The sequence below is a fragment of the Mesorhizobium sp. M1A.F.Ca.ET.072.01.1.1 genome (assembly GCF_004023325.1).
In the GTDB taxonomy this organism is placed as follows: Bacteria; Pseudomonadota; Alphaproteobacteria; order Rhizobiales; family Rhizobiaceae; genus Mesorhizobium.
In genome coordinates this window covers 1-18139 of record NZ_RZSF01000028.1, presented here as the reverse complement: position 1 = coordinate 18139, position 18139 = coordinate 1, and the positions used below count along the sequence as shown (strand labels likewise).

General features: G+C 59.9%; 15 protein-coding genes and 2 pseudogenes. 4 read left to right on the top strand and 13 right to left on the bottom strand.

Features of this window, described 5'->3' with window-relative positions; all coding sequences use genetic code 11:
* Positions 1-454 precede the first annotated feature (454 nt).
* A complete protein-coding gene (locus EOA32_RS06750) occupies positions 455-793 on the top strand; it encodes a carboxymuconolactone decarboxylase family protein (protein ID WP_040971503.1) in 339 nt (112 codons plus the stop codon).
* Positions 794-1092: 299 nt separating this feature from the next.
* Here the strand turns inward: EOA32_RS06750 and EOA32_RS06745 are convergent, their stop codons facing one another.
* The 11 genes from EOA32_RS06745 to EOA32_RS06695 form a co-directional block, all read right to left on the bottom strand.
* Complete coding sequence (locus EOA32_RS06745; protein ID WP_128371257.1) at positions 1093-1506, bottom strand: hypothetical protein; 414 nt, start codon at positions 1504-1506, stop codon at positions 1093-1095.
* Positions 1507-1581: 75 nt separating this feature from the next.
* On the bottom strand, positions 1582-2754 hold the full coding sequence (locus tag EOA32_RS06740; protein WP_128371256.1) for a HEPN domain-containing protein: 1173 nt from the start codon (positions 2752-2754) through the stop codon (positions 1582-1584).
* Positions 2751-3584 carry a hypothetical protein gene (locus tag EOA32_RS06735; RefSeq protein ID WP_128371255.1) on the bottom strand — a complete coding sequence of 278 codons (834 nt, stop codon included), beginning with the start codon at positions 3582-3584 and terminating at the stop codon, positions 2751-2753. The genes EOA32_RS06740 and EOA32_RS06735 overlap by 4 nt, the downstream gene beginning before the upstream one ends.
* A complete protein-coding gene (locus tag EOA32_RS06730; protein WP_245499177.1) occupies positions 3581-4288 on the bottom strand; it encodes a nucleotidyl transferase AbiEii/AbiGii toxin family protein in 708 nt (235 codons plus the stop codon). The genes EOA32_RS06735 and EOA32_RS06730 overlap by 4 nt, the downstream gene beginning before the upstream one ends.
* Positions 4289-4451: 163 nt before the next feature.
* Complete coding sequence (locus tag EOA32_RS06725; protein ID WP_128371253.1) at positions 4452-5072, bottom strand: AbiEi antitoxin N-terminal domain-containing protein; 621 nt, start codon at positions 5070-5072, stop codon at positions 4452-4454.
* A gap of 266 nt (positions 5073-5338) precedes the next feature.
* Positions 5339-6124, bottom strand: coding sequence for an amino acid ABC transporter ATP-binding protein (locus EOA32_RS06720; protein WP_128371252.1), 786 nt, complete (start codon positions 6122-6124; stop codon positions 5339-5341).
* A gap of 11 nt (positions 6125-6135) precedes the next feature.
* Complete coding sequence (locus EOA32_RS06715; RefSeq protein WP_128371251.1) at positions 6136-7425, bottom strand: amino acid ABC transporter permease; 1290 nt, start codon at positions 7423-7425, stop codon at positions 6136-6138.
* Between the two features lies 1 nt (position 7426).
* Positions 7427-8680 carry an ABC transporter permease subunit gene (locus tag EOA32_RS06710; protein ID WP_128371250.1) on the bottom strand — a complete coding sequence of 418 codons (1254 nt, stop codon included), beginning with the start codon at positions 8678-8680 and terminating at the stop codon, positions 7427-7429.
* Between the two features lie 113 nt (positions 8681-8793).
* Positions 8794-9810 (bottom strand): amino acid ABC transporter substrate-binding protein, encoded by a 1017-nt coding sequence (locus tag EOA32_RS06705; RefSeq protein ID WP_128371249.1) that lies wholly within the window; start codon positions 9808-9810, stop codon positions 8794-8796.
* A 109-nt stretch (positions 9811-9919) separates the two neighbouring features.
* On the bottom strand, positions 9920-10393 hold the full coding sequence (locus EOA32_RS06700) for a RidA family protein (RefSeq protein WP_128371248.1): 474 nt from the start codon (positions 10391-10393) through the stop codon (positions 9920-9922).
* A gap of 10 nt (positions 10394-10403) precedes the next feature.
* The gene (locus EOA32_RS06695; RefSeq protein WP_245499176.1) at positions 10404-11642 is read right to left on the bottom strand and encodes a MalY/PatB family protein; all 1239 of its coding nucleotides are present in this window, start codon (positions 11640-11642) and stop codon (positions 10404-10406) included.
* A gap of 116 nt (positions 11643-11758) precedes the next feature.
* On the opposite strand from EOA32_RS06695, the gene EOA32_RS06690 reads away from it, so the two are divergent.
* Positions 11759-12646 (top strand): LysR family transcriptional regulator, encoded by an 888-nt coding sequence (locus tag EOA32_RS06690; RefSeq protein ID WP_128371246.1) that lies wholly within the window; start codon positions 11759-11761, stop codon positions 12644-12646.
* An 82-nt stretch (positions 12647-12728) separates the two neighbouring features.
* On the opposite strand, the gene EOA32_RS06685 is transcribed toward EOA32_RS06690, so the two are convergent.
* On the bottom strand, positions 12729-13409 hold the full coding sequence (locus EOA32_RS06685; protein WP_128371245.1) for a cupin domain-containing protein: 681 nt from the start codon (positions 13407-13409) through the stop codon (positions 12729-12731).
* 842 nt (positions 13410-14251) lie between these two features.
* Between EOA32_RS06685 and EOA32_RS06675 the strand changes: the two are divergent.
* Positions 14252-17167: pseudogene (locus tag EOA32_RS06675) on the top strand (molybdopterin-dependent oxidoreductase); the annotation flags it as partial.
* A 194-nt stretch (positions 17168-17361) separates the two neighbouring features.
* Positions 17362-17571, top strand: a complete 210-nt coding sequence (locus EOA32_RS39670; RefSeq protein ID WP_245499175.1) for a 2Fe-2S iron-sulfur cluster-binding protein — start codon at positions 17362-17364, stop codon at positions 17569-17571.
* Positions 17572-17931: 360 nt separating this feature from the next.
* Here the strand turns inward: EOA32_RS39670 and EOA32_RS06670 are convergent.
* Positions 17932-18139, bottom strand: a pseudogene (locus EOA32_RS06670) (hypothetical protein); the annotation flags it as partial.

Here is an 18139-nt window from a genome sequence, read left to right as displayed (position 1 = left end):
CAGACGCATTCGTCATTACTTGGTCTCTCCCTGTGGCGGCCAGACGAGTGGCTTTCTCGGTTTCGAAAGCTTGTAATTCGAACCGGTCGGGGCGCCGTTTCGTATCAAAAACGTCCGCCTGCCGGGCGTTGTATTGCCGCTAGGTTGGTTCCCGCGTCATGGCGGCGGCGCTGGCGAAAGAAATAGCACGGCCGCGTTATGATCGATAAACGGCAATATTTCATGAGTTCATGAGCAGTCTTCATAACGGCTTCGCCAGGGCAATACGCAAGGCGCCTGTGAGCGCAGATGCGAAAGCGCCCGATCGGATGACGCCTGCTCATGATTGCGTGAGAAGATGCCATTTCTGCTCATGAAGCTTCTTGGATATGCCTGCGGCGGATCCAGGTGATACCTCGCTGTTTGCTCATGTATTTGCCTGATCATCAGTCCCGATTTCATGGAGAGGTTTCGAATGCTCGAGTGGGCGAAATACCGGAAGCAACTGTCGTCGCGGGTGAGTGAGCTGGGGCAACTGTCCCCCGCCACTCTTGAGGGGGTTCGGGCGCTCGGTGGTGCAGGCAACAAGACCGCCCGGCTGGACGCCAAGACCCGGGAGTTGATCGCGCTTGCCGTCGCGGTCACGACGCGCTGCGACGGCTGCATTGCGAGCCACACCGCCGAAGCTGCAAAAGTTGGCGCAACGCGCGAGGAAATCGCTGAAGCGCTTGGCGTGGCGATCGCTTTGAACGCGGGAGCGGCTCTGGTCTATTCCTCGCGCGTACTGGATGCCTTCGACACCGCTAACGGCTGATAGTCTCAGCACGCAAACAAGGCGGGGAAGGGCGCATACGATCCTTCTCCGCCAGCACCCAAGCGCGCATCACCCTCTATCTCGCAGTGCAGGAGGCCTTCTCCCTCTCTTGGGGGAGGCTGGTTATCTCTCTGCTGCGGATCCTAGGTCGCCCGCTCCCTCCTTGCCGCCGGTGCGGAACCGTCTCGGAGTGCCGGGGCTGACCATCCGATCCTGTCCAATCAAACCGCACGCGGCACCTGTGCTCTTCCCGCTATTGCTCTCGTAGCCGATGACCTGCTTATGCACCGTGATGTCCGCTAACACCATCGAACCTGATCCGGTGCCAATGTTAGCAATAAACACGCTGTCGGGTGATGATTCATGAGATCGCGCTCTAGAATGAGCGATGGGTTTTTAACCGCTTGCGCCCTCCTCCTTCTCTCCGCGAGTTGCTCCCTAAGTTTGTCTCCGACAAGATAAGCTTCTGCTTCCGGCGCATTCGTCGGCGTACAGCCTCTCTTCATCGGTAGGCGCCCGTTTTTGTAGGCTAATAGGATCGCCGCGGCTGCATCAGGACCAACCTCAAGAACGAGATCTAGCCAATGCCTTTCGCGCATGTAGATGTCGGCGCGCTCAGCTTCCGACAGAACATCTCCTTCAAGAACGAGCCTTCTCGTCTTAATGGGCATGATACCAGGCAGGCCAGCAAGGAAGTCCGTAAGAGAGCGCATCACCGATTCCTATTGAGTCATTCGTTGGCCGCTAAGCAGCCGATGTATTACTGCTGTCGATCGAACAAGATTGCGTCAGCCTTCGCCCCCCAACGTCAGGCTTGTCCAATTCGGAAAACTGCCACGCTGAAGGATGGCTTGCACGACACGGACAACAAGCTGATCGGCGAGGTCGAGATCGACCTTCGACTTCGACGGAAGCACGCCCGAGTGGACCGCGTCCGACCGGGCCTTATACAGATGCTTCATCTCATCGAAGATCTTGGCGCGCTCAGCAGCACCCTCGCCCATGAGCCAGGCGGCGCGACTGCCGATCTTATAGGTGATTTCGGTATTCGACGTTCCGAGATCGTGCATCAGCACGATTTCCGCCGCCATGCCCAAATCGAGAGCGCGGTCGACAGGATGGATTGCCAGCCGCGAGCGCCCGAGCCGGTCGATTGCACGGGTCAGACTATCTCCCTCGGCGAATGCCGCGAGCTGCCCAAAGACGGTCTTGATCATCGCCATGTCCGCTGGGAAAGCCACGAGCGGGTGAGCCGCAAACGGACGGCCTGACATAGTGCCACCGGCCGACAGCAAGGCTCGGCGATCCGACAGAATTACCGACATCGGCAACTCGACCCCACCACTGGAGGCAAGCAAACAGGCGAGCCGGAAACGACGGCGGATTGCATCACGCGCTGCTGAGGCGGGCTGTGTCATGCTCTTCCCGGCTGGCCCATTTGCTTCAACGGGGCGTTGCTCGAAGGCTGGCTTTACCTTGTAGGACTGGACGAGGAAGCCGGTTCCGGTGGGCATGCTCGGCCATGAATATCGCCAAGGGTAGTCGAACGCGCTGAAGATGTCGGCCGCTGGCGGCACAAGGCGAACCCCATCGCCCAGTTCACAAGGTTCGTTGATTTCGATGCCAAGCACCGGCGAAACGTCCTCGTAGACTGCGGCATTCCGCGCCACTTCGTGCGTGAAGAGTGCAACGATATCTTCCGGCGAAATTTTTTCGGCGAGCCGCTCAATCGCCCATTCACCGAAGCGGCCCCCGAAGGCAGAGCCGCCGCCGTCACCACTGAACACCCAACACGTCGCGAAATCGGAGAACGGCTCCGCGCGGGAGAGATATTGATCGACGCGGTGCTTCGCCTCGCCGCGCCAGAGTGAATAGTCGCTGCCGCGGTGGATATCAGCGAGTTCTCCAGCGATCCCGCGCAGGAAGGCTACCGCGTCGGGTGCAGTTTTTGCTCCGCTCATTCCTCGTCCCACCGGCCGAGGTTCACGTCGACGAAGCCGGCGGGGTAACCCCGAGCCATGACGCTGAAATTGGGCTCGCCTTTACTATGAACGGCGAGGACATGCTCAGGACCGAGCGGCTGATGTGTGTAGAGGTCGAACGCATGTTTGTCCGGTCGGCAGCCGAGCAACCGGCCATAAGTGGCAACCACGGCCTCAGCCGCCGAGTAACCATGGCGGGAATGGACGAGCGGCATGGCAATCTCCAAGACACGCGGTCGACCTATCTGCTTCAGCATGTCCTGAATCGCCGCATCTCGTTGCCAGAAATAGGCTGACTCGCCGCCCCAGATCTCGAGGAGCAATTCAACGCCGTCGTCTTCGACGTCGATGGGATGCGAGACCATCCAGAATTTGCCGGAGCGGGAGTCGAGCTGATCGCTTTGGTACGGGCTGTCGGCGAACAAGCGATCTGCGACCTCTTGGCTGAATGCGCCAGTAGCGACTTGCGCCGCGAAACGTGATCGGATGGTGTCGAGGCTAGATGGATAAATGCCGCCCTGTCGAAGAACGTCGACTTCCGCATCGGTCATGCGGGTATAGTGCCAAGCGCGGATTGTGCGGACTTCCATCAGCCGCATGATATGCTCCTTCACCCACATGAACTCGCCCGCATAATGATTCTCGGGATAGGGCATGGTGCGATCGGAGGCCTCACGCTCCAGCCATTGGCGGCGCAAGGTGAGCATGTAATCGCGAATGACATCGATGTGGGCGTCGAGGTCGCCGCGCAACTCGCTGTCGAAGGTTTCGACGTCCCAGACGTCAATGACGGTGGCGCCCTCGGTCATGCCTTATTCTCGTTTCTTGCTACGATCCGCGCGCATGATGGACCGACCAACTCCCAAACCCCTTCGATGACCGATTCCAGCGAAACTGCATCGAGTTCGAGCGACGCGGCGTAAGCACGCCATTGCCGCTGCTTTCCTTCGTCGCCGAACATATCGACCGACAGGCCTGGTGGGCGTTCTTTCGGGATCGGCGTCCGCCGGCGCTCGAACGTCGCGCGGATGGCCGCATCCAGATCGTCAGCCGAAATGTCAATCGCGCGCGGGATCGCCCACAGGTCGTAATAGTCCTTCATGCGTCCGTTGAGGACGCCAAGCGCGACCATCGCCTGGAATTTCTCGGCGATCACCGTGGCAGGCGGATAGGAACGAACCTGCGGAGCGGGAAAATCCAGCAATGTCGGATAATCGAGCCGCTGCGTCGCATCAGCCATAGCGTCTCCGAAACCGATGTCGATTGTGAAGGGAATGCGCGTCCTTTCGAGATAAGCTGCGGTTTTGAGGCGAACGCCGCCGTATTCCATCTCTTCTCGAATGACCGTCGCAGTGAGCGCATCGATATCGAAGGCGAGGCCATCGTCGCTCTCCATCGCCATGATCTCCCTGAAGTCGGCGATCAGGCGGTCAGGATCGGCGTCCCCATGTCCGAGAAAGTCTGCATCCCGCGTCACCCGATTGTCGTCGGCCACCCAGACCGTGACCAGCATGCCGCCTTTCAGGACGAAGCGGTCCCGATGCGCTGAGATTGACAGGCGGTAGAGCAGCCGTTCAAGCGGCGAACCGCACCACAGGATATCGAATGCGCGGCCTTCCTTCCGGGCGGTATTGAGCAGCCGGTCCTTGACCGACTTCGCCATATTCGTCGGTGCTTTAGCCATTGGATGTGAGCGCCTCGATATAGGGTTGCATCACCTTCCAAGCGCCGCCGGCCTTTGCGGCCTGGGCGATTGCGCTCGGAGTTACCTTGCGTTGCTGGAGAGCAGCGCGCAGGCCTCCTACAGCGACCGATCGGTCGACCAGTTTGGGGTTTCGGAACAGGTCGGCAAGGGTCTTCGGGATCGAATAGATCGGGACGTCACGGCCAGCGATTGCATGATGTTCGATGCCCTGTCGCAGATATGGCTCCGTGAAGCGGACCATACGCAGCGGGGGATAGGACTGCACGGGCGCCCAATCGCTCGTCCCGATCGCTATCCAAACGCGCCGCGGCATTTGGTCGGTCAGTCCGTGGAAGGCGAGCGCCGACACCAGAGCGATCACGCCTTTGGGCGCGCGCATGATGGCTTCAGCAAGGATCTGGTTCTCTTCGACTTCCGCGTCCCGCTTCTGATAAACTCCCCGCGAGATACGCTCGACTTCACCGCTCTCGACGGCGCGCGCGATCGTTTGCGCGCTGATGCCAGCCTCGCGCAGTTCATGCGCATGCATCATGCTTCGCGCATCGAGCAGGCTTCTGAGCTTCGCCTTTTGCGTATCTTGCGCCGAGGGCATGTTACAAATCCTCTAATCGATCGCAATATTATCAGAGGTTTTGTCACACGTCATCCTTGCGGGCAGCCAGGAATAGCCCAGGGGAAGGGGGAAACTGTGAGGCGCCGCGGCAACCCTCGGTCGCCGCCTCGCTCCTCGTATTCCGACAACCACCAAGCCTCTGCAATGCCGGCGGAATAGATCTGCGAGCAATTTGACATCGCCGTTGATGCCTGATGTCTCAGCAAAAATGTGCCGCCGACGCGCCAGGGCGCTGACGCTGTTGCTCAGTGGCCTAGGATCTGCCCGAGGAAGGTGCGCGTGCGTTCCGACTGCGGCGCGCTGAAGAATGTCTTCGGTTCGTTCTGCTCCACGATCTGGCCCTGATCCATGAAGATCACCCGATCCGCCACCGCTTGGGCAAAACCCATTTCGTGCGTGACGCAGAGCATCGTCATGCCCTCTTCTGCGAGCGTAATCATCGTATCGAGCACTTCCTTGATCATCTCCGGATCGAGAGCCGAAGTCGGTTCATCGAACAGCATTATGCGTGGCTTCATGCACAGAGACCGCGCGATCGCCACGCGCTGCTGCTGACCACCCGAGAGCTGACCCGGATACTTATGCGCCTGATCCGGTATCCTGACCTTTTTGAGGAAATGCATGGCGATCTCTCGGGCTTGCCGTTCAGGCACCTTGCGGACCCAGATCGGGGCGAGGATGCAATTCTCGAGGATGGTCAGGTGCGGAAAGAGATTGAAGTGCTGGAACACCATCCCAACCTCGCGGCGGACTTTCTCGATCTGCTTCAGGGCGCTTGTCAATTCGATCCCATCGACGACGATTTTGCCTGATTGATGCTCCTCGAGCCTGTTAATGCAGCGGATCATGGTCGATTTGCCGGAGCCGGATGGCCCGCAAATGACGATCCGTTCTCCACGGCGCACGGTCAGATCGATGTCTCGCAAGGCATGAAAATCACCATACCACTTGTTCATGGAAGTGATCTCGACGGCCGCTTCTGAGAGTCCGGTGTGGTCTTCGCGCGAAAGGCCACGTAGCGTCTTGGTCATGCGCATTTCTCCTAACGATGATCCGTCTTCAGCCGGCGCTCGAGATACATCGAGTATCGCGACATGCCGAAGCAGAAGATGAAGAACACAGCTGCGATGAAGATGAAGAGTTCCCAGTAGATCCCTTGCCACTCCGTGTTGGCGCGAATGGCCGCTGCAAGGGCGATAGGGTCGAGAAGCCCGATGAACATGACAAGCGTCGTGTCCTTGAAGAGACCGATGAAAGTATTCACGATTCCGGGAATGGAGATCTTGAGCGCCTGCGGTAGGATGATGAGGCGCTGGGCCTTCCAGTAATCCAGGCCAAGAGCCTCCGCGGCCTCATACTGGCCGCGGGGCAGGCCGGCCAGGCCCCCGCGGATGACCTCGGCCATGTAGGCGCTGGCAAAGAGCGTCACCATGATCACGACACGCAGAACGAGGTCGAAGTTGGTGCCGGGCGGCAGGAAGTAGTTCAAGAGCAGCGATGCGGTGAACAGCAGCGTGATCAGCGGCACGCCACGAATGAATTCGATGAACACGACGCTTAGCATCTGGATGAGCGGCAGGCTGGAGCGACGGCCAAGCGCGAGCAAGATGCCGAGCGGCAATGACATTGCGATTCCCGTCACGCCGATAATGATCGACAGCAGAAACCCGCCGATCTGGCGCGACGGGACGGGCTCGAGGGCGATCGGAATGATGCTGTTTACGCCTGTCGAAAAAGGCTGGGCGGCATAAATCCACCAAAGCGCCGCGCCGAGAATGGCGGCGCTCACGCCAAGCCCTTGACTGATGCGTGCTGTCGACGTGAACAGAGCGGCGGCGACAGCGAATCCGAGGTAGACCGCGACCGGGAACCAGAAGCTTCCGCCCCAGATCAGCCAGCTCGCAAGGCCCGGGTAGACGGCGCTGAACCAGAGCGCGCGAGACGGCAGGACGCGGAACAGAACCGGCGCCAGCGCCGCGAACAGCAACGCGAAGGCGAGAACCGGCCGCCAATAAATCTGCGCAGGGTAGAAGCCAAACAGAAGTTGCGGCCAGCGGTCGCGAATGACACCCCAGCACGCGCCTGGCGCTCCGTCGAGGAACTGCCGACACTCGGAAAGCGACTTGGCTTTCCAGATGGAATTGCCAAGCCAGGGAGCGATGGCCATGGCGAGCAACGCGATGGCGGACAACGACGCTACGGTCAGTAGGGTGCTGAGCCACCCATCGAAGAGGTTCTTCCTCATCCACTCCAGCGGACCATGTTGGCTGGCCGGCCTTGCCGAAGCGAGAACCATCTCCTGGCGCACCCACGAAACGCTGTGCAGGTTCATCTTAGCGCTCCTGCAGTCTGACGCGGCTGTTGTAGACGTTCATGATGCCCGAGATGATCAGGCTGATGCTGACGTAGATCAGCATCATCAAAAGCATCGCCTCCAGTTCTCGACCGGTCTGGTTGATGGTGATGCCGCCGAGCGTCGAGCGCAGATCCATGTAGCCGACCGCCAAGCCCAGCGACGTGTTCTTGGTGATGTCGAGGAATTGCGAAATGAGCGGAGGTACGATGATCCGCAGCGCCTGCGGCAGGATCACGAGCCGCATCGTACGACCTGGAGAAAGCCCAAGCGCATGAGCGGCTTCCGTCTGCCCCCGGGAAATCGCAAGAATTCCAGAACGAACGTTTTCGGCAATGAAAGCGCCGCTATAGACACTGAGCCCGATCCACAGCGCAATGAAGGAATTGCGCAATAACAGGCCACCGGTGAAGTTCAGCCCTCTCAGGGCCGGATACTCAAGATGGAAACCCAGCGCGTAGAGCAGAGCGATCATTGGCAGCGCAAACACGCACAGGCTTTTCCACCACGTGGCCGGACGTTGCCCGCTTGCGCTTTGGATACGTTGCGCGTGTCTGACCAGGCTCCGATGGGCGAGAAGCGAAAGCGCGAGCGTGCCGAGGATAGCCGTGTAGTTGAGGTCAAGCGCGCCGAATGCGCTGCTGGGTTGACCCAGGCTGTGAGAGAAATCGGGACCTGGCAGGTAGATGCCGCGGTTGGTGACAGCAACGCTGTGCCACAGGATCATGGAAGCCGTGGGATTGTCGCCGCGGAATGCGCTGGGCGTCGGCATCGCCTGCGACATGATCGCGGCGACAAAAACGATCCAGAGCAGCGCCGGCACGTTGCGGAAGCTCTCGACATAGACTGTCATCAGACGGGCGACGATCCAGTTGTTGGAAAGCCTGAGCACGCCCGCCAACACGCCAAGGACCGTTGCGGTCACGCAGGCCATTGCCGCAACGATCAGCGTGTTGAGCAAACCGACGATGGCGGCACGGGCATGAGTGCTCGTGCTCGAATACTCGATTGCGTGCGGCGAGATGTCATAACCTGCCGTGCTCCAGAGAAATCCAAACGAGAAGTTCTTTCCAAGGGCAGCCAGATTGTGGATCGTGTTGTCGACGAGCCAGGCAGCCGCAAGGACAAGCAGGATGAACGCGATGACCTGGATCGATCGGGCTCTGTAACGAGTGTCATTGAAGAGCATGCTCAGGTGAAAGGGCTCGCGGGGAGCCGCGCTTTTCATGGCCATGAGTGGTCTCCCTGAAGGTTCGCTGCGCTACCTTCGGCATACGACTGGTGTGTTGTGGGCTATGCGTGCCGGAAACCGAAAGGCGCGGGGCAAGCCCGCGCCTCGAGAAGTTTTCAGCGGAACGGCAGCGGATACATCAGGCCGCCCTGCGTCCACAGGGCGTTCTGTCCGCGGGCCAACCCAATCGGCGTCTTGTCGCCAACGTTCCTGGCGAAGATTTCGCCGTAGTTGCCCACGGATGCGATTGCCCGTTTGGCCCAGGCAGGATCCAGGCCCAGCATTTCGCCCAGCTTGTCCTCTTTGCCCAGCAGGCGATTGACTTCCGGATTGTCCGTTCCCGCCGAAAGCTTCTCCACGTTCTCGGATGTTATGTCGAGCTCCTCGGCCGCAAGGAGCGCGTTCAAGGTCCAGCGCGCCACGTCCGCCCATTGATCGTCACCCTGGCGGACAAGGGGACCCAACGGTTCCTTCGAAATGACTTCCGGAAGAATGATGTGATCCTGTGGGTCCTTGAAGCTCGACCGGGTTGATGCAAGATCGGATCCGTCGCTCGTGATGACATCGCAAGCACCGGCCAGATATTTCTGCTGGACGTCGCCGTTGTTCTCGACGGGAACCGGGTCATATTTCATGTTGTTCTTGCGGAAGTATTCCGCGAGATTCAACTCGGTGGTGGTCCCGGTCTGAATGCAAACCGTGGCGCCGTTCAGATCCTTTGCGCTCTTGGCACCGAGAGATTTCGGCACCATGAACGCCTGGCCGTCATAGTAGTTCACGCCCGCGAAAGTGAACTTCAGGTCCACATCGCGGGAAAACGTCCAGGTCGTCGTGCGCGACAGAATGTCGATCTCGCCGGAGGCAAGTGCGGTGAACCGCGTTTGCCCGGTCGTGGGAACGAAGGTCACGGCGTTGGGATCTTTCAGGACCGCGGCCGCGACAGCCCGGCAGTAATCCACGTCCATGCCATGCCAGGCGCCGGACGCGTCCGGAGCAGAGAAGCCGGCCTGGCCGCCGGTCACACCGCAATTCAGCTTACCACGCGCTTGAACGTCGGCCATCGTGCCGGCCGAAGCGATACCGGCCGTCAGCGTTGCCGCTGCAATCGTGGCAAGAGCGGTCGTCATTTTCATGTTTCATTCTCCCGGTTTGTGATCCGGCAGCGGTGGCTTTTTTGCCGTATTCTCCGCCCCTTGGATCGGTTGAGTTCCCACTTGTTCGGCCTTGTCGGACCGAAGATGTTTATTGTTCTGGAGTGATCTCGATGATGGCTTCGATTTCGACGGGCGCATTCATCGGAAGCGCCGCCACGCCGACGGCGGAGCGGGCGTGCTTGCCCTTCTCGCCAAAGACATCGACGAGAAGATCGGACGCGCCGTTGGCGACGAGATGTTGCTCGGTGAAATCGGCGGCCGAGGCGACGAAGACTGTGATCTTGACGATCCAGGCGATCCTCTCGAGGCTGCCGAGACAGGCCTTTGCCTGGGCGAGAATGTTCAAAGTGCACTGTTTGGCGGCGAGCGCCCCGGCCGCCACGTCAAGCTCCCTTCCGAGCAGACCTCTCGCAATCAACGCTCCGTCCGCGAGCGGCAACTGGCCCGACGTTAGAATGATGCTTCCGGCCTGCGCCACCGGCAGGTAATTCGCTACCGACTTTGCCGCTGCCGGCAGTTCTACCCCTAGCTCTGCCAGGCGCGTGTCAATCATCTGAGACATCGGCTCGTCCTCAAAGCGCTGCGACAGCGGCGGTAATGCGCCTGATAGCCTCGTCGACGACCACGCGCGGGCAGCCGAGATTGACGCGCATGAACCCATGCCCCTCGACCCCGAACTTCTGGCCCTTGTCGAGCCAGACGCGGGCTTTGGTCAGCATGAACTTGTTCAGCGCCTCGGCATCCATTCCGAGGCCGCGGCAATCCATCCACGCCAGATAGAGAGAATTGGTCGGGAGCACCTTCAGGCGCGGATCAGCTTCGTTGATTGCCTTGGCGAAGTGCGCGTGATTGGATCGCAAATAGGCGAGCATTTCTTCCAACCATGGCTCGCCATGCGCATAAGCGGCTTCGGCGGCGACCATCCCAAGCACGTTGACCAGCTCGAAGGCGTTTCGCTCGTACTGGCGGCGCAGCTCTTCCCGCAACCTCGTGTTCGGGACGAACACATTGGCGCTTTGCAGGCCGGGCAGGTTGAATGTCTTGCTCGGCGCCGTGCAGGTGATGCTGTTTTGGGCGAGTTCTTCGCCGAGAGAAGCAAACGGGTTGTGCTTCTTGGCTGGGTCGAGAATGAGATCCTCGTGGATCTCGTCGGAAATGACCAGAACGCCTTTGCGGGCGCAGATTTCGCCCATCGTCCGCAGCTCACTTTCGGACCAGACGTTTCCAGTGGGATTGTGTGGATGGCTCAAGATGAAGATCTTGGTGTTGTCGCGGATGGCAGCCTCGAAAGTCCTCTCGTTGAAGCGATAGCCATCGCCGGTGAACTCGAGCGGGGCGTAGGCCAGGTGACGGCCGTTCAGCAGGACATCGTTGTGGAAATGCGCATAGACCGGCGGCTGGATCAGAACGGTATCACCCGGCGCTGAAAAGGCCTGCACCGCCGTCTTCAGCGTGGTGATGATGCCGGAGGTCTGGAGGATCCATTCCTTGGCGACGTCCCAACCGAAACGTCGCCGCTGCCAGCCGACGACAGCGTCAAGATAGGATGCCGTCGCGCCACCTGGATAGCCGAAGACGCCATGGTCGACCGCCGCATGGAGCGCGTCTATGACGGCCTGAGGCGCCTTGAAATCGGTGTCGGCCACCCACATCGGCAAGGGGTCGGCCGCAGCTTCGTCCGGCGCCAAAAGCTTGCTGGCACAGGCCCATTTCATGGAGTTGCTGTTCTTGCGGTCGACAACCTCGTCGAAAATCGACGCGGCCCGCGCATGCTCCGGACGGAGTTGATGGGCAAGTGCGAGCTTCGTCACAGCGGTTCCTTCCTCGGTATTGGCCGCCCGTGGCAGGGCTGATTGACGGAAGGTTAACGGGATTGCATTATGAGCGGAAATGGTATGATTTCATTTACTCATGAGAATGGATCATAATGATCGATCGGCAGCATCTTGCGATCCTGAGGGAAGTAAGCCGTCGGGGCAGCGTCACCGCGGCTGCGGAGAAGCTGAACGTCACCCAGTCGGCTTTGAGCCATACGATCGCCAAGTTCGAAGAACGGCACGGCATCAAGATCTGGATGAAGACTGGACGGGGCCTGCGGTTGACGCAGGCGGGCGAGTACCTGCTGAGCGTTGCCGAGCGGGTCTTGCCGCAGATGGAGCACGCGCAGCGTGTCCTGACGGACTTCGCGCTGGGGAGGAGAGGGGCGCTTCGCGTCGGCATGGAATGTCATCCCTGCCAGCGGTGGCTGACCAGAATTGCAACACCCTATCTGACACAATGGCCCGACGTGGATTTCGACGTCCGCACCGCCTTCCGCTTCGACGGGGTTGAGGCGCTACTAGGTTACGAGATCGATCTGTTGATCACGCCGGATCCGGTGGAGACGCCCGAGCTACTGTTCACTCCCGTGTTCGATTACGAGCTGGTCCTGATGGTGCACGAGGCGCACCAACTCGCCGGCCGGAAACGCGTACAGCCGCAGGACCTTCTGGACGAAGAGTTGATTACGGTGCCCGTCACGCTAGAGCGCCTGGACATCTACACCCGCTTCCTTGTCCCGGCGAACTGCAGACCCCGTCAGCATCGCACTGCCGAAACCATCGACCTGATGCTGCAACTGGTATGCGCGGGTAGGGGCGTGACGGTTCTTCCCGATTGGCTCCTGCATGAGGATGCGTCCGGACTGCCGATACGCGCACTGCGCCTGGGAGATTCCGGCATCCAAAAGAGCATAAACCTAGGTGTGCGGCGCGGCGAGGAGACGACATCCTATATCGAGGGTTTCCTGAGCCTTGCCCGGCAAATGGGACGCTAATTCGTCCCGGCGATTGCTCAAATTCAGTTCCAAAATGCAGCCGTAACGACCTTCCGGCGCATGAACATTCCCGCCGCAGGCATCAACCTGGCATCGGCAATACGTCGGCGTGCTGAAGGGGACCGTCCTTGATCCAGATCTGAGCGCCGTTCGGCCCAGTCATCGCCTCGAGCGGCTTGCCCGCAGGCAAGCGACCCCAACTTTGCGATTCCAATTTCTCGCCGCCAACGGTGAGGTCGCCGGACAGCACCAGGAACTCGAGGCCACGGTGATTGTCGACCTTTATGGCGGAGCCGGGCCGCCAGACCTCGGTTGAGACACGTTCCTCATCGTCGTCGAACAGGACACGCGCTTCTTTGGCCCCCTCGCGCAGCAATGCGGCTTCACCCTCGCCGGGCCGGCGGACGATCTGCACGTCGTCACCCTTCCGGAATTGCCAGAGACGGACGAAGATCGTGCATCCCTCCTTCGATGCAGGCACATGCGAGGTGCCTGGAGGGTTGCGGAAATAGCTTCCCGCAGGATAGTCACCATGCTCGTCCTGGAAGGTTCCCTCGAGAACGAGAATTTCTTCGCCGCCGGCATGGACATGGCGCGGAAAGGCACTCCCGGGAGCGTAGCGAACGATCGAAGTCGCCCGGGCGACTTCGCCGCCAACACGATAGACCATACGGCGCTCGACGCCCGCGGCTGGACTTGGTATCCAGTCGAGCCTGGCAGCGTGCACGATTACCGGTTTCGTCAGATCATCATTGATGCGCATTGGATTGATCTCCCATCGTCAGGACTATCCGAAACTTCGCGTCGCCGGACCTCATTTTTTTGACCGCTTCCGCGGCTCGTCCCAGTGGCATGGTTTCGATCGGTCGCGCTCCCGTCAGGACACTGAAATCCAGCGTCTTCTCGTTTTCGATGGTGATCCGTAATCGAGCCGATAATGCCACGTTCGTCCCCCACCAGATATCCCGTCGAGACAGGGAGCGGATCCTTGCCGACGCTGAGCACGATCAGACGCCCCTCCGGCGCAAGCGCATGCGTCCGCGCGGCGATGGCCGCTGAATTGCCGGTCGTCGTAAGGATGGCCTTCGCGCCGCCCATGCCGTTCAGCGCGTCGGCCGCGTTTTCCTTGTTGGCGTCAATCTAGCGATGGGCGCCGAGCTTTCTCGCATCCGCGGCGATGTCCTCGCCGCGCCCGACCGCCATCACGCGGAGCCCTATCTTTACGAGAATACTGAAGCACCACGGAGTGAGCCGATTTCGTGCTTTCATCCGTCACGCTGCCCAGTATCCAAAACGGTGACGCAGCCGGCGCGATCTTTGCTTTCGTAGTCGGAGAGGTGAACGCGACTCTGTTCCTGGTCGGGCCAGGATTGGCCACACAACGAATCCATGTGTTTAGCCAATCCAGTTCGGCGCGGAGCAGGTGGTCGTTGCCGCCTCGATGGTTCAGATGGCTTTGGTGATCGCGTTGATTTTTGTGCTCGAAAAGATCGGCCTCTCGAAGAGATCGGATTGGCGGTCGCTACGCGATAGTCGTGAAGCCGCGTTTCGCCTTGCTCTCTTGCCGCCAGCGACGATTGCACGACGTTCGGAGACCCGCCTACCATGATAGAAGAAAAAGTCGGCTTTTGTACGCTGTGTAAGTCACGGTGTGGCACCATCAACGTCGTCGAAAACGGCTGGCTCAAAAAGGTGGTGCCAAATCCTGATCATCCGACCGGCAAGGCAATTTGCCTCAAGGGCCGATCGGCGCCGGAAGTCGTCCACAATTCAAGGCGTCTTACGGCGCCGCTACGGCGCACGACGCCGAAGAGCGATCCGGATCCGCGGTGGATGGAGATCTCTTGGGACGAAGCACTCGATGAGATCGCTGATCGGTTGAAGGGCCATGTTGCCAAAGGCGGTCCGGAGTCCGTCGCCTTCGCGGTAACCTCGGGATCGTCATCCCCGTTGTCGGATAGCACCGACTGGATCCTGCGATTGATCCGCGGGTTAGGCAGTCCAAACCTCTGTTACGCGGCGGAGATTTGCACCTGGCACAAAGACTACGCTCATGCCTTCACTTTTGGATCGGGAATCCCCGCCGCCGACTATTCCAATTCCGAGCTCATTCTGCTGTGGGGACACAATCCTTCAAATGTCTGGCTCGCGCAGGCGGAAGCTATCGCGGCCGCGCAGACGCGGGGCGCGAAGCTTGCCGTCATCGACCCTCGTCGCACAGCCTTTGCCGGCCGAGCCGATCACTGGTTGCGGGTTCGGCCTGGGACCGACGCTGCTTTGGCCATGGGGCTCGCCAGAGAGCTTATTGAACGCGCGGCGTTCGATGGGGATTTCGTGCGCGATTGGACGAATGCTCCATTTCTCGTCAGGTCGGACAAGGGCAAATTTCTGCGTTCGCGCGATCTCTTGCACGACGACATGGCACAACGTGAGCAAGACTACCTGGTGTGGGATGACGCGACCAAGGGGTTGCTGCCAGCGGCGCTGAAACAGAAGTCGGCCGCACTATCTGCGTCCCATGTCGTCGCGACGAAGACCGGAAATGTTTTGTGCCGCACAGCCTTTGACCTCTACCGCGATGCGGTGGCGCCATTCGATCCGGACACGGTGGAACGACTGACTGGCGTTGCACCGACCACGTTCGCGGCGTTCGCGCAGGCGCTCGGCTCTGCGAAGAAAATCAGCTACCACACCTGGACGGGTACCGGACAGCATCGAAACGCCACTCAAACCGAGCGGGCGATTGCCACGCTTTACGCGCTTACTGGATCCTTCGATGTAGAGGGAGGGAATGTCCAGATAACGCCACTGCCGACGCCGGTCCTGCACAGCATGGCTTTGATGCCGGAAGAGCAACGCGCCAAGGCCCTCGGATTGGCCGATCGGCCGCTAGGACCGCCGCTTAATGGTTGGATCACTTCCACAGACCTCTATGATGCCATCATCGATCACCGACCTTATGGAGTAGAAGCGCTCGTAACATTCGGAACCAACCTTCTTGTCTCGCATCCCGCGCCCGGACGCGGCAAGCAAGCGCTGCAAGACCTGGACTTCTACGTTCATTGCGATTTGTTCCACAATCCAACCTCGGATTATGCCGATATCCTGCTTCCCGTCTCAACGCCCTGGGAATACGAGGCGCTTCGAATAGGCTTCGAGATATCCTTCGAAGCTCAGGAACTCGTTCAACTGCGCCAACCAATGGTCCCCCGCCAAGGAGACACCAGATCAGACGTCTGGATCGTTTTCGAGCTGGCGAAAAGGCTCGGACTGGGCGAGCTCTTCTTTGATGGAGACATCGAAGCTGCCTGGAAATATCAGCTCGCCCCGCTCAATTTGGACCTCGAGACGCTACGCGCCAACCCGCAAGGGGCGAGGGTCCCGATCGCGCGACGCTATCAAAAATACCGGGAGGAAGGGTTTCCGACCGAGACGGGCCGGGCCGAACTCTATTCGGAGAAATTGTTGCGTCACGGCTATGGTCCAGTTCCAGAATTCGTGCCCTCTCCTGACAGCGGTGATCAGTCTTTTCCCCTGGTGCTGATGGCTGCCAGCAACGGCTACTTCCGCCACAGCCAGGACCGCGGCATGTCGTCCCTGAGACGGAAACGGCCAGAGCCGCTGGTGGAAATGCATCCCGATCTGGCCGCAGCCTACGGCATTGATCAGGGAGATCAGGTGCGCGTTTCGACGCGCATTGGATCGATCATCTTGAAAGCTTCCCTGGACGACGGCCTTGCCCCAGACGTCGTGGTCGGCGACTATGGCTGGTGGCAGTCTGCGCCGGATCTCGGGTTGCCGGGATATGGTCTAGAAGCAGACGGTGAAGGTGCGAACTACAACGCGTTGGTGCCGGAACGTGATCGGGACCCAATCAGCGGCTCGCTGCCAATGCGCTCGCTTGCCTGCAGCATTCAGCTTGTTCGGAGTTCCTCCGAGCGGGCGGTGCGCGATTTCCAGGTTGTTGGCCGGCGAGCCGAAGCAAACGAGATCGTTTCGCTCGACTTCAAACCCGTCGACGGACTGCCGCTATCCGGGTTCAAACCTGGCCAGCATGTGACGATCAGGGTCGATGGCAACGAGCGCTGCTATTCCTTGATCAGCGCCAGCAGCGAGAGTCCACATTCTTACTCTATCGCGGTCAGGCGAACCTTGGATGGCCCAGTTTCTGACTACCTCACGTCCGTCGTCAAAAAGAGTGACGTGATCTCTCTGAAGCCTCCGGCTGGCAACCTTATCTTGCCGCTCATCAACGAATTCCCCGTGGTTTTGATCGCGGCAGGCATCGGCATAACGCCATTTCTGTCGTTCCTGGAAAGCCTGGCGGGTGCCCCCCGCGAGCCCGAAGTTACCCTCTACTATACCTGCCGCGATGCCCAATCTCGGCCCTTCCACGCACGTCTTTGCCATCATGCGCGTCGCCTGAGCAACCTCCATGTCGTGAATTATCTAAGTCGGCCCGCGGAGCCTGTTGGAGATTCTCGAAGAGGTAGGTTCACCGTCGACGAGATACCTGAAAGCTTGCTCCTGCGCCGGCCGCGGTTTTATCTTTGCGCGGGCAATGAGATGATGGATGAGGTCACCAGGGACCTGTTCGCGCGCAAGGTGCCCAAGTTCGAGATATTTTCCGAGCGGTTCCGCGCGCCGACCAGGCCGCTGACCAGTGAGTCCGTTGCGTGCGACATCCGCTTTTCCCGATCTGGCCGAACATTGCGATGGCAACCGGACTCAGGCGTGCTTTGGACTTTGCTGAGAGGAATGGCGAGCAACTGCCCAGCGGCTGCCGCGTCGGGCAGTGTGAAAACTGTGCGGTTAGGGTCCTGCAGGGCCGTGTCCGGCATCTGATCGAGGAACCGGAATTGGAGGAGGGGATGTGTCTGGCTTGCCAGGCTCTGCCGCTATCCGACCTGGTTCTTGAGGCCTGATGCCCCGCAGTGCCGGGCACCGTTCCTCGCTGCCTGGGTTCGAACTGCGGGCACCTTGCCGTCCTGTTACCGGCACCATCAGTGCTGCCGCGTTTTTAGCCTGCCATCGTTGGTGAGGAAGGCCGCGCCATCATGCCAGCGTGTCGTAACAGGCAGGAGCCTGGCCGAGGGCTCGGAAATAAGCGCACTTGATAGCGAAGCTTCGTACAGGCGGTAGGTCGATCGCGATTCCCACAACTGGCGCGGCCTATTTCTCCGCCGTGGACTCCCGACCGGCGGGGATGACCATCGGTAGACAGCCACACTAGCAGGTGCAGGCAATAAGCCCGCTGACAAGTCAGGTTCCCATAGCGCCTTTGACTACTCGTCATCGATCTCGCCAAACAGCCTTTTAAGCTGTTTGACGAACTGCTCGGCGTCGAACGGCGGGATTGCTCGTCGAGCGATGAAGATGCCAAAGATCGGGACACCGCTGAAACGTGCGGCAAGTTTTGTTTGCATCGCGCGGTAATGCGTGCCGGCGGTCAGAACGTCGTCGAAGATTGCGATTGAGGTGACTGGTTTGCTA

Bases quoted from the DNA above. Each gene is read 5' to 3' on its own strand.
- EOA32_RS06750 (WP_040971503.1), top strand. From the start codon at position 455: ATGCTCGAGTGGGCGAAATACCGGAAGCAACTGTCGTCGCGGGTGAGT.
- EOA32_RS06745 (WP_128371257.1), bottom strand. From the start codon at position 1,506: ATGCGCTCTCTTACGGACTTCCTTGCTGGCCTGCCTGGTATCATGCCC.
- EOA32_RS06740 (WP_128371256.1), bottom strand. From the start codon at position 2,754: ATGAGCGGAGCAAAAACTGCACCCGACGCGGTAGCCTTCCTGCGCGGG.
- EOA32_RS06735 (WP_128371255.1), bottom strand. From the start codon at position 3,584: ATGACCGAGGGCGCCACCGTCATTGACGTCTGGGACGTCGAAACCTTC.
- EOA32_RS06730 (WP_245499177.1), bottom strand. From the start codon at position 4,288: ATGCTGGTCACGGTCTGGGTGGCCGACGACAATCGGGTGACGCGGGAT.
- EOA32_RS06725 (WP_128371253.1), bottom strand. From the start codon at position 5,072: ATGCCCTCGGCGCAAGATACGCAAAAGGCGAAGCTCAGAAGCCTGCTC.
- EOA32_RS06720 (WP_128371252.1), bottom strand. From the start codon at position 6,124: ATGACCAAGACGCTACGTGGCCTTTCGCGCGAAGACCACACCGGACTC.
- EOA32_RS06715 (WP_128371251.1), bottom strand. From the start codon at position 7,425: ATGAACCTGCACAGCGTTTCGTGGGTGCGCCAGGAGATGGTTCTCGCT.
- EOA32_RS06710 (WP_128371250.1), bottom strand. From the start codon at position 8,680: ATGGCCATGAAAAGCGCGGCTCCCCGCGAGCCCTTTCACCTGAGCATG.
- EOA32_RS06705 (WP_128371249.1), bottom strand. From the start codon at position 9,810: ATGAAAATGACGACCGCTCTTGCCACGATTGCAGCGGCAACGCTGACG.
- EOA32_RS06700 (WP_128371248.1), bottom strand. From the start codon at position 10,393: ATGTCTCAGATGATTGACACGCGCCTGGCAGAGCTAGGGGTAGAACTG.
- EOA32_RS06690 (WP_128371246.1), top strand. From the start codon at position 11,759: ATGATCGATCGGCAGCATCTTGCGATCCTGAGGGAAGTAAGCCGTCGG.
- EOA32_RS06685 (WP_128371245.1), bottom strand. From the start codon at position 13,409: ATGCGCATCAATGATGATCTGACGAAACCGGTAATCGTGCACGCTGCC.
- EOA32_RS39670 (WP_245499175.1), top strand. From the start codon at position 17,362: ATGGCAACCGGACTCAGGCGTGCTTTGGACTTTGCTGAGAGGAATGGC.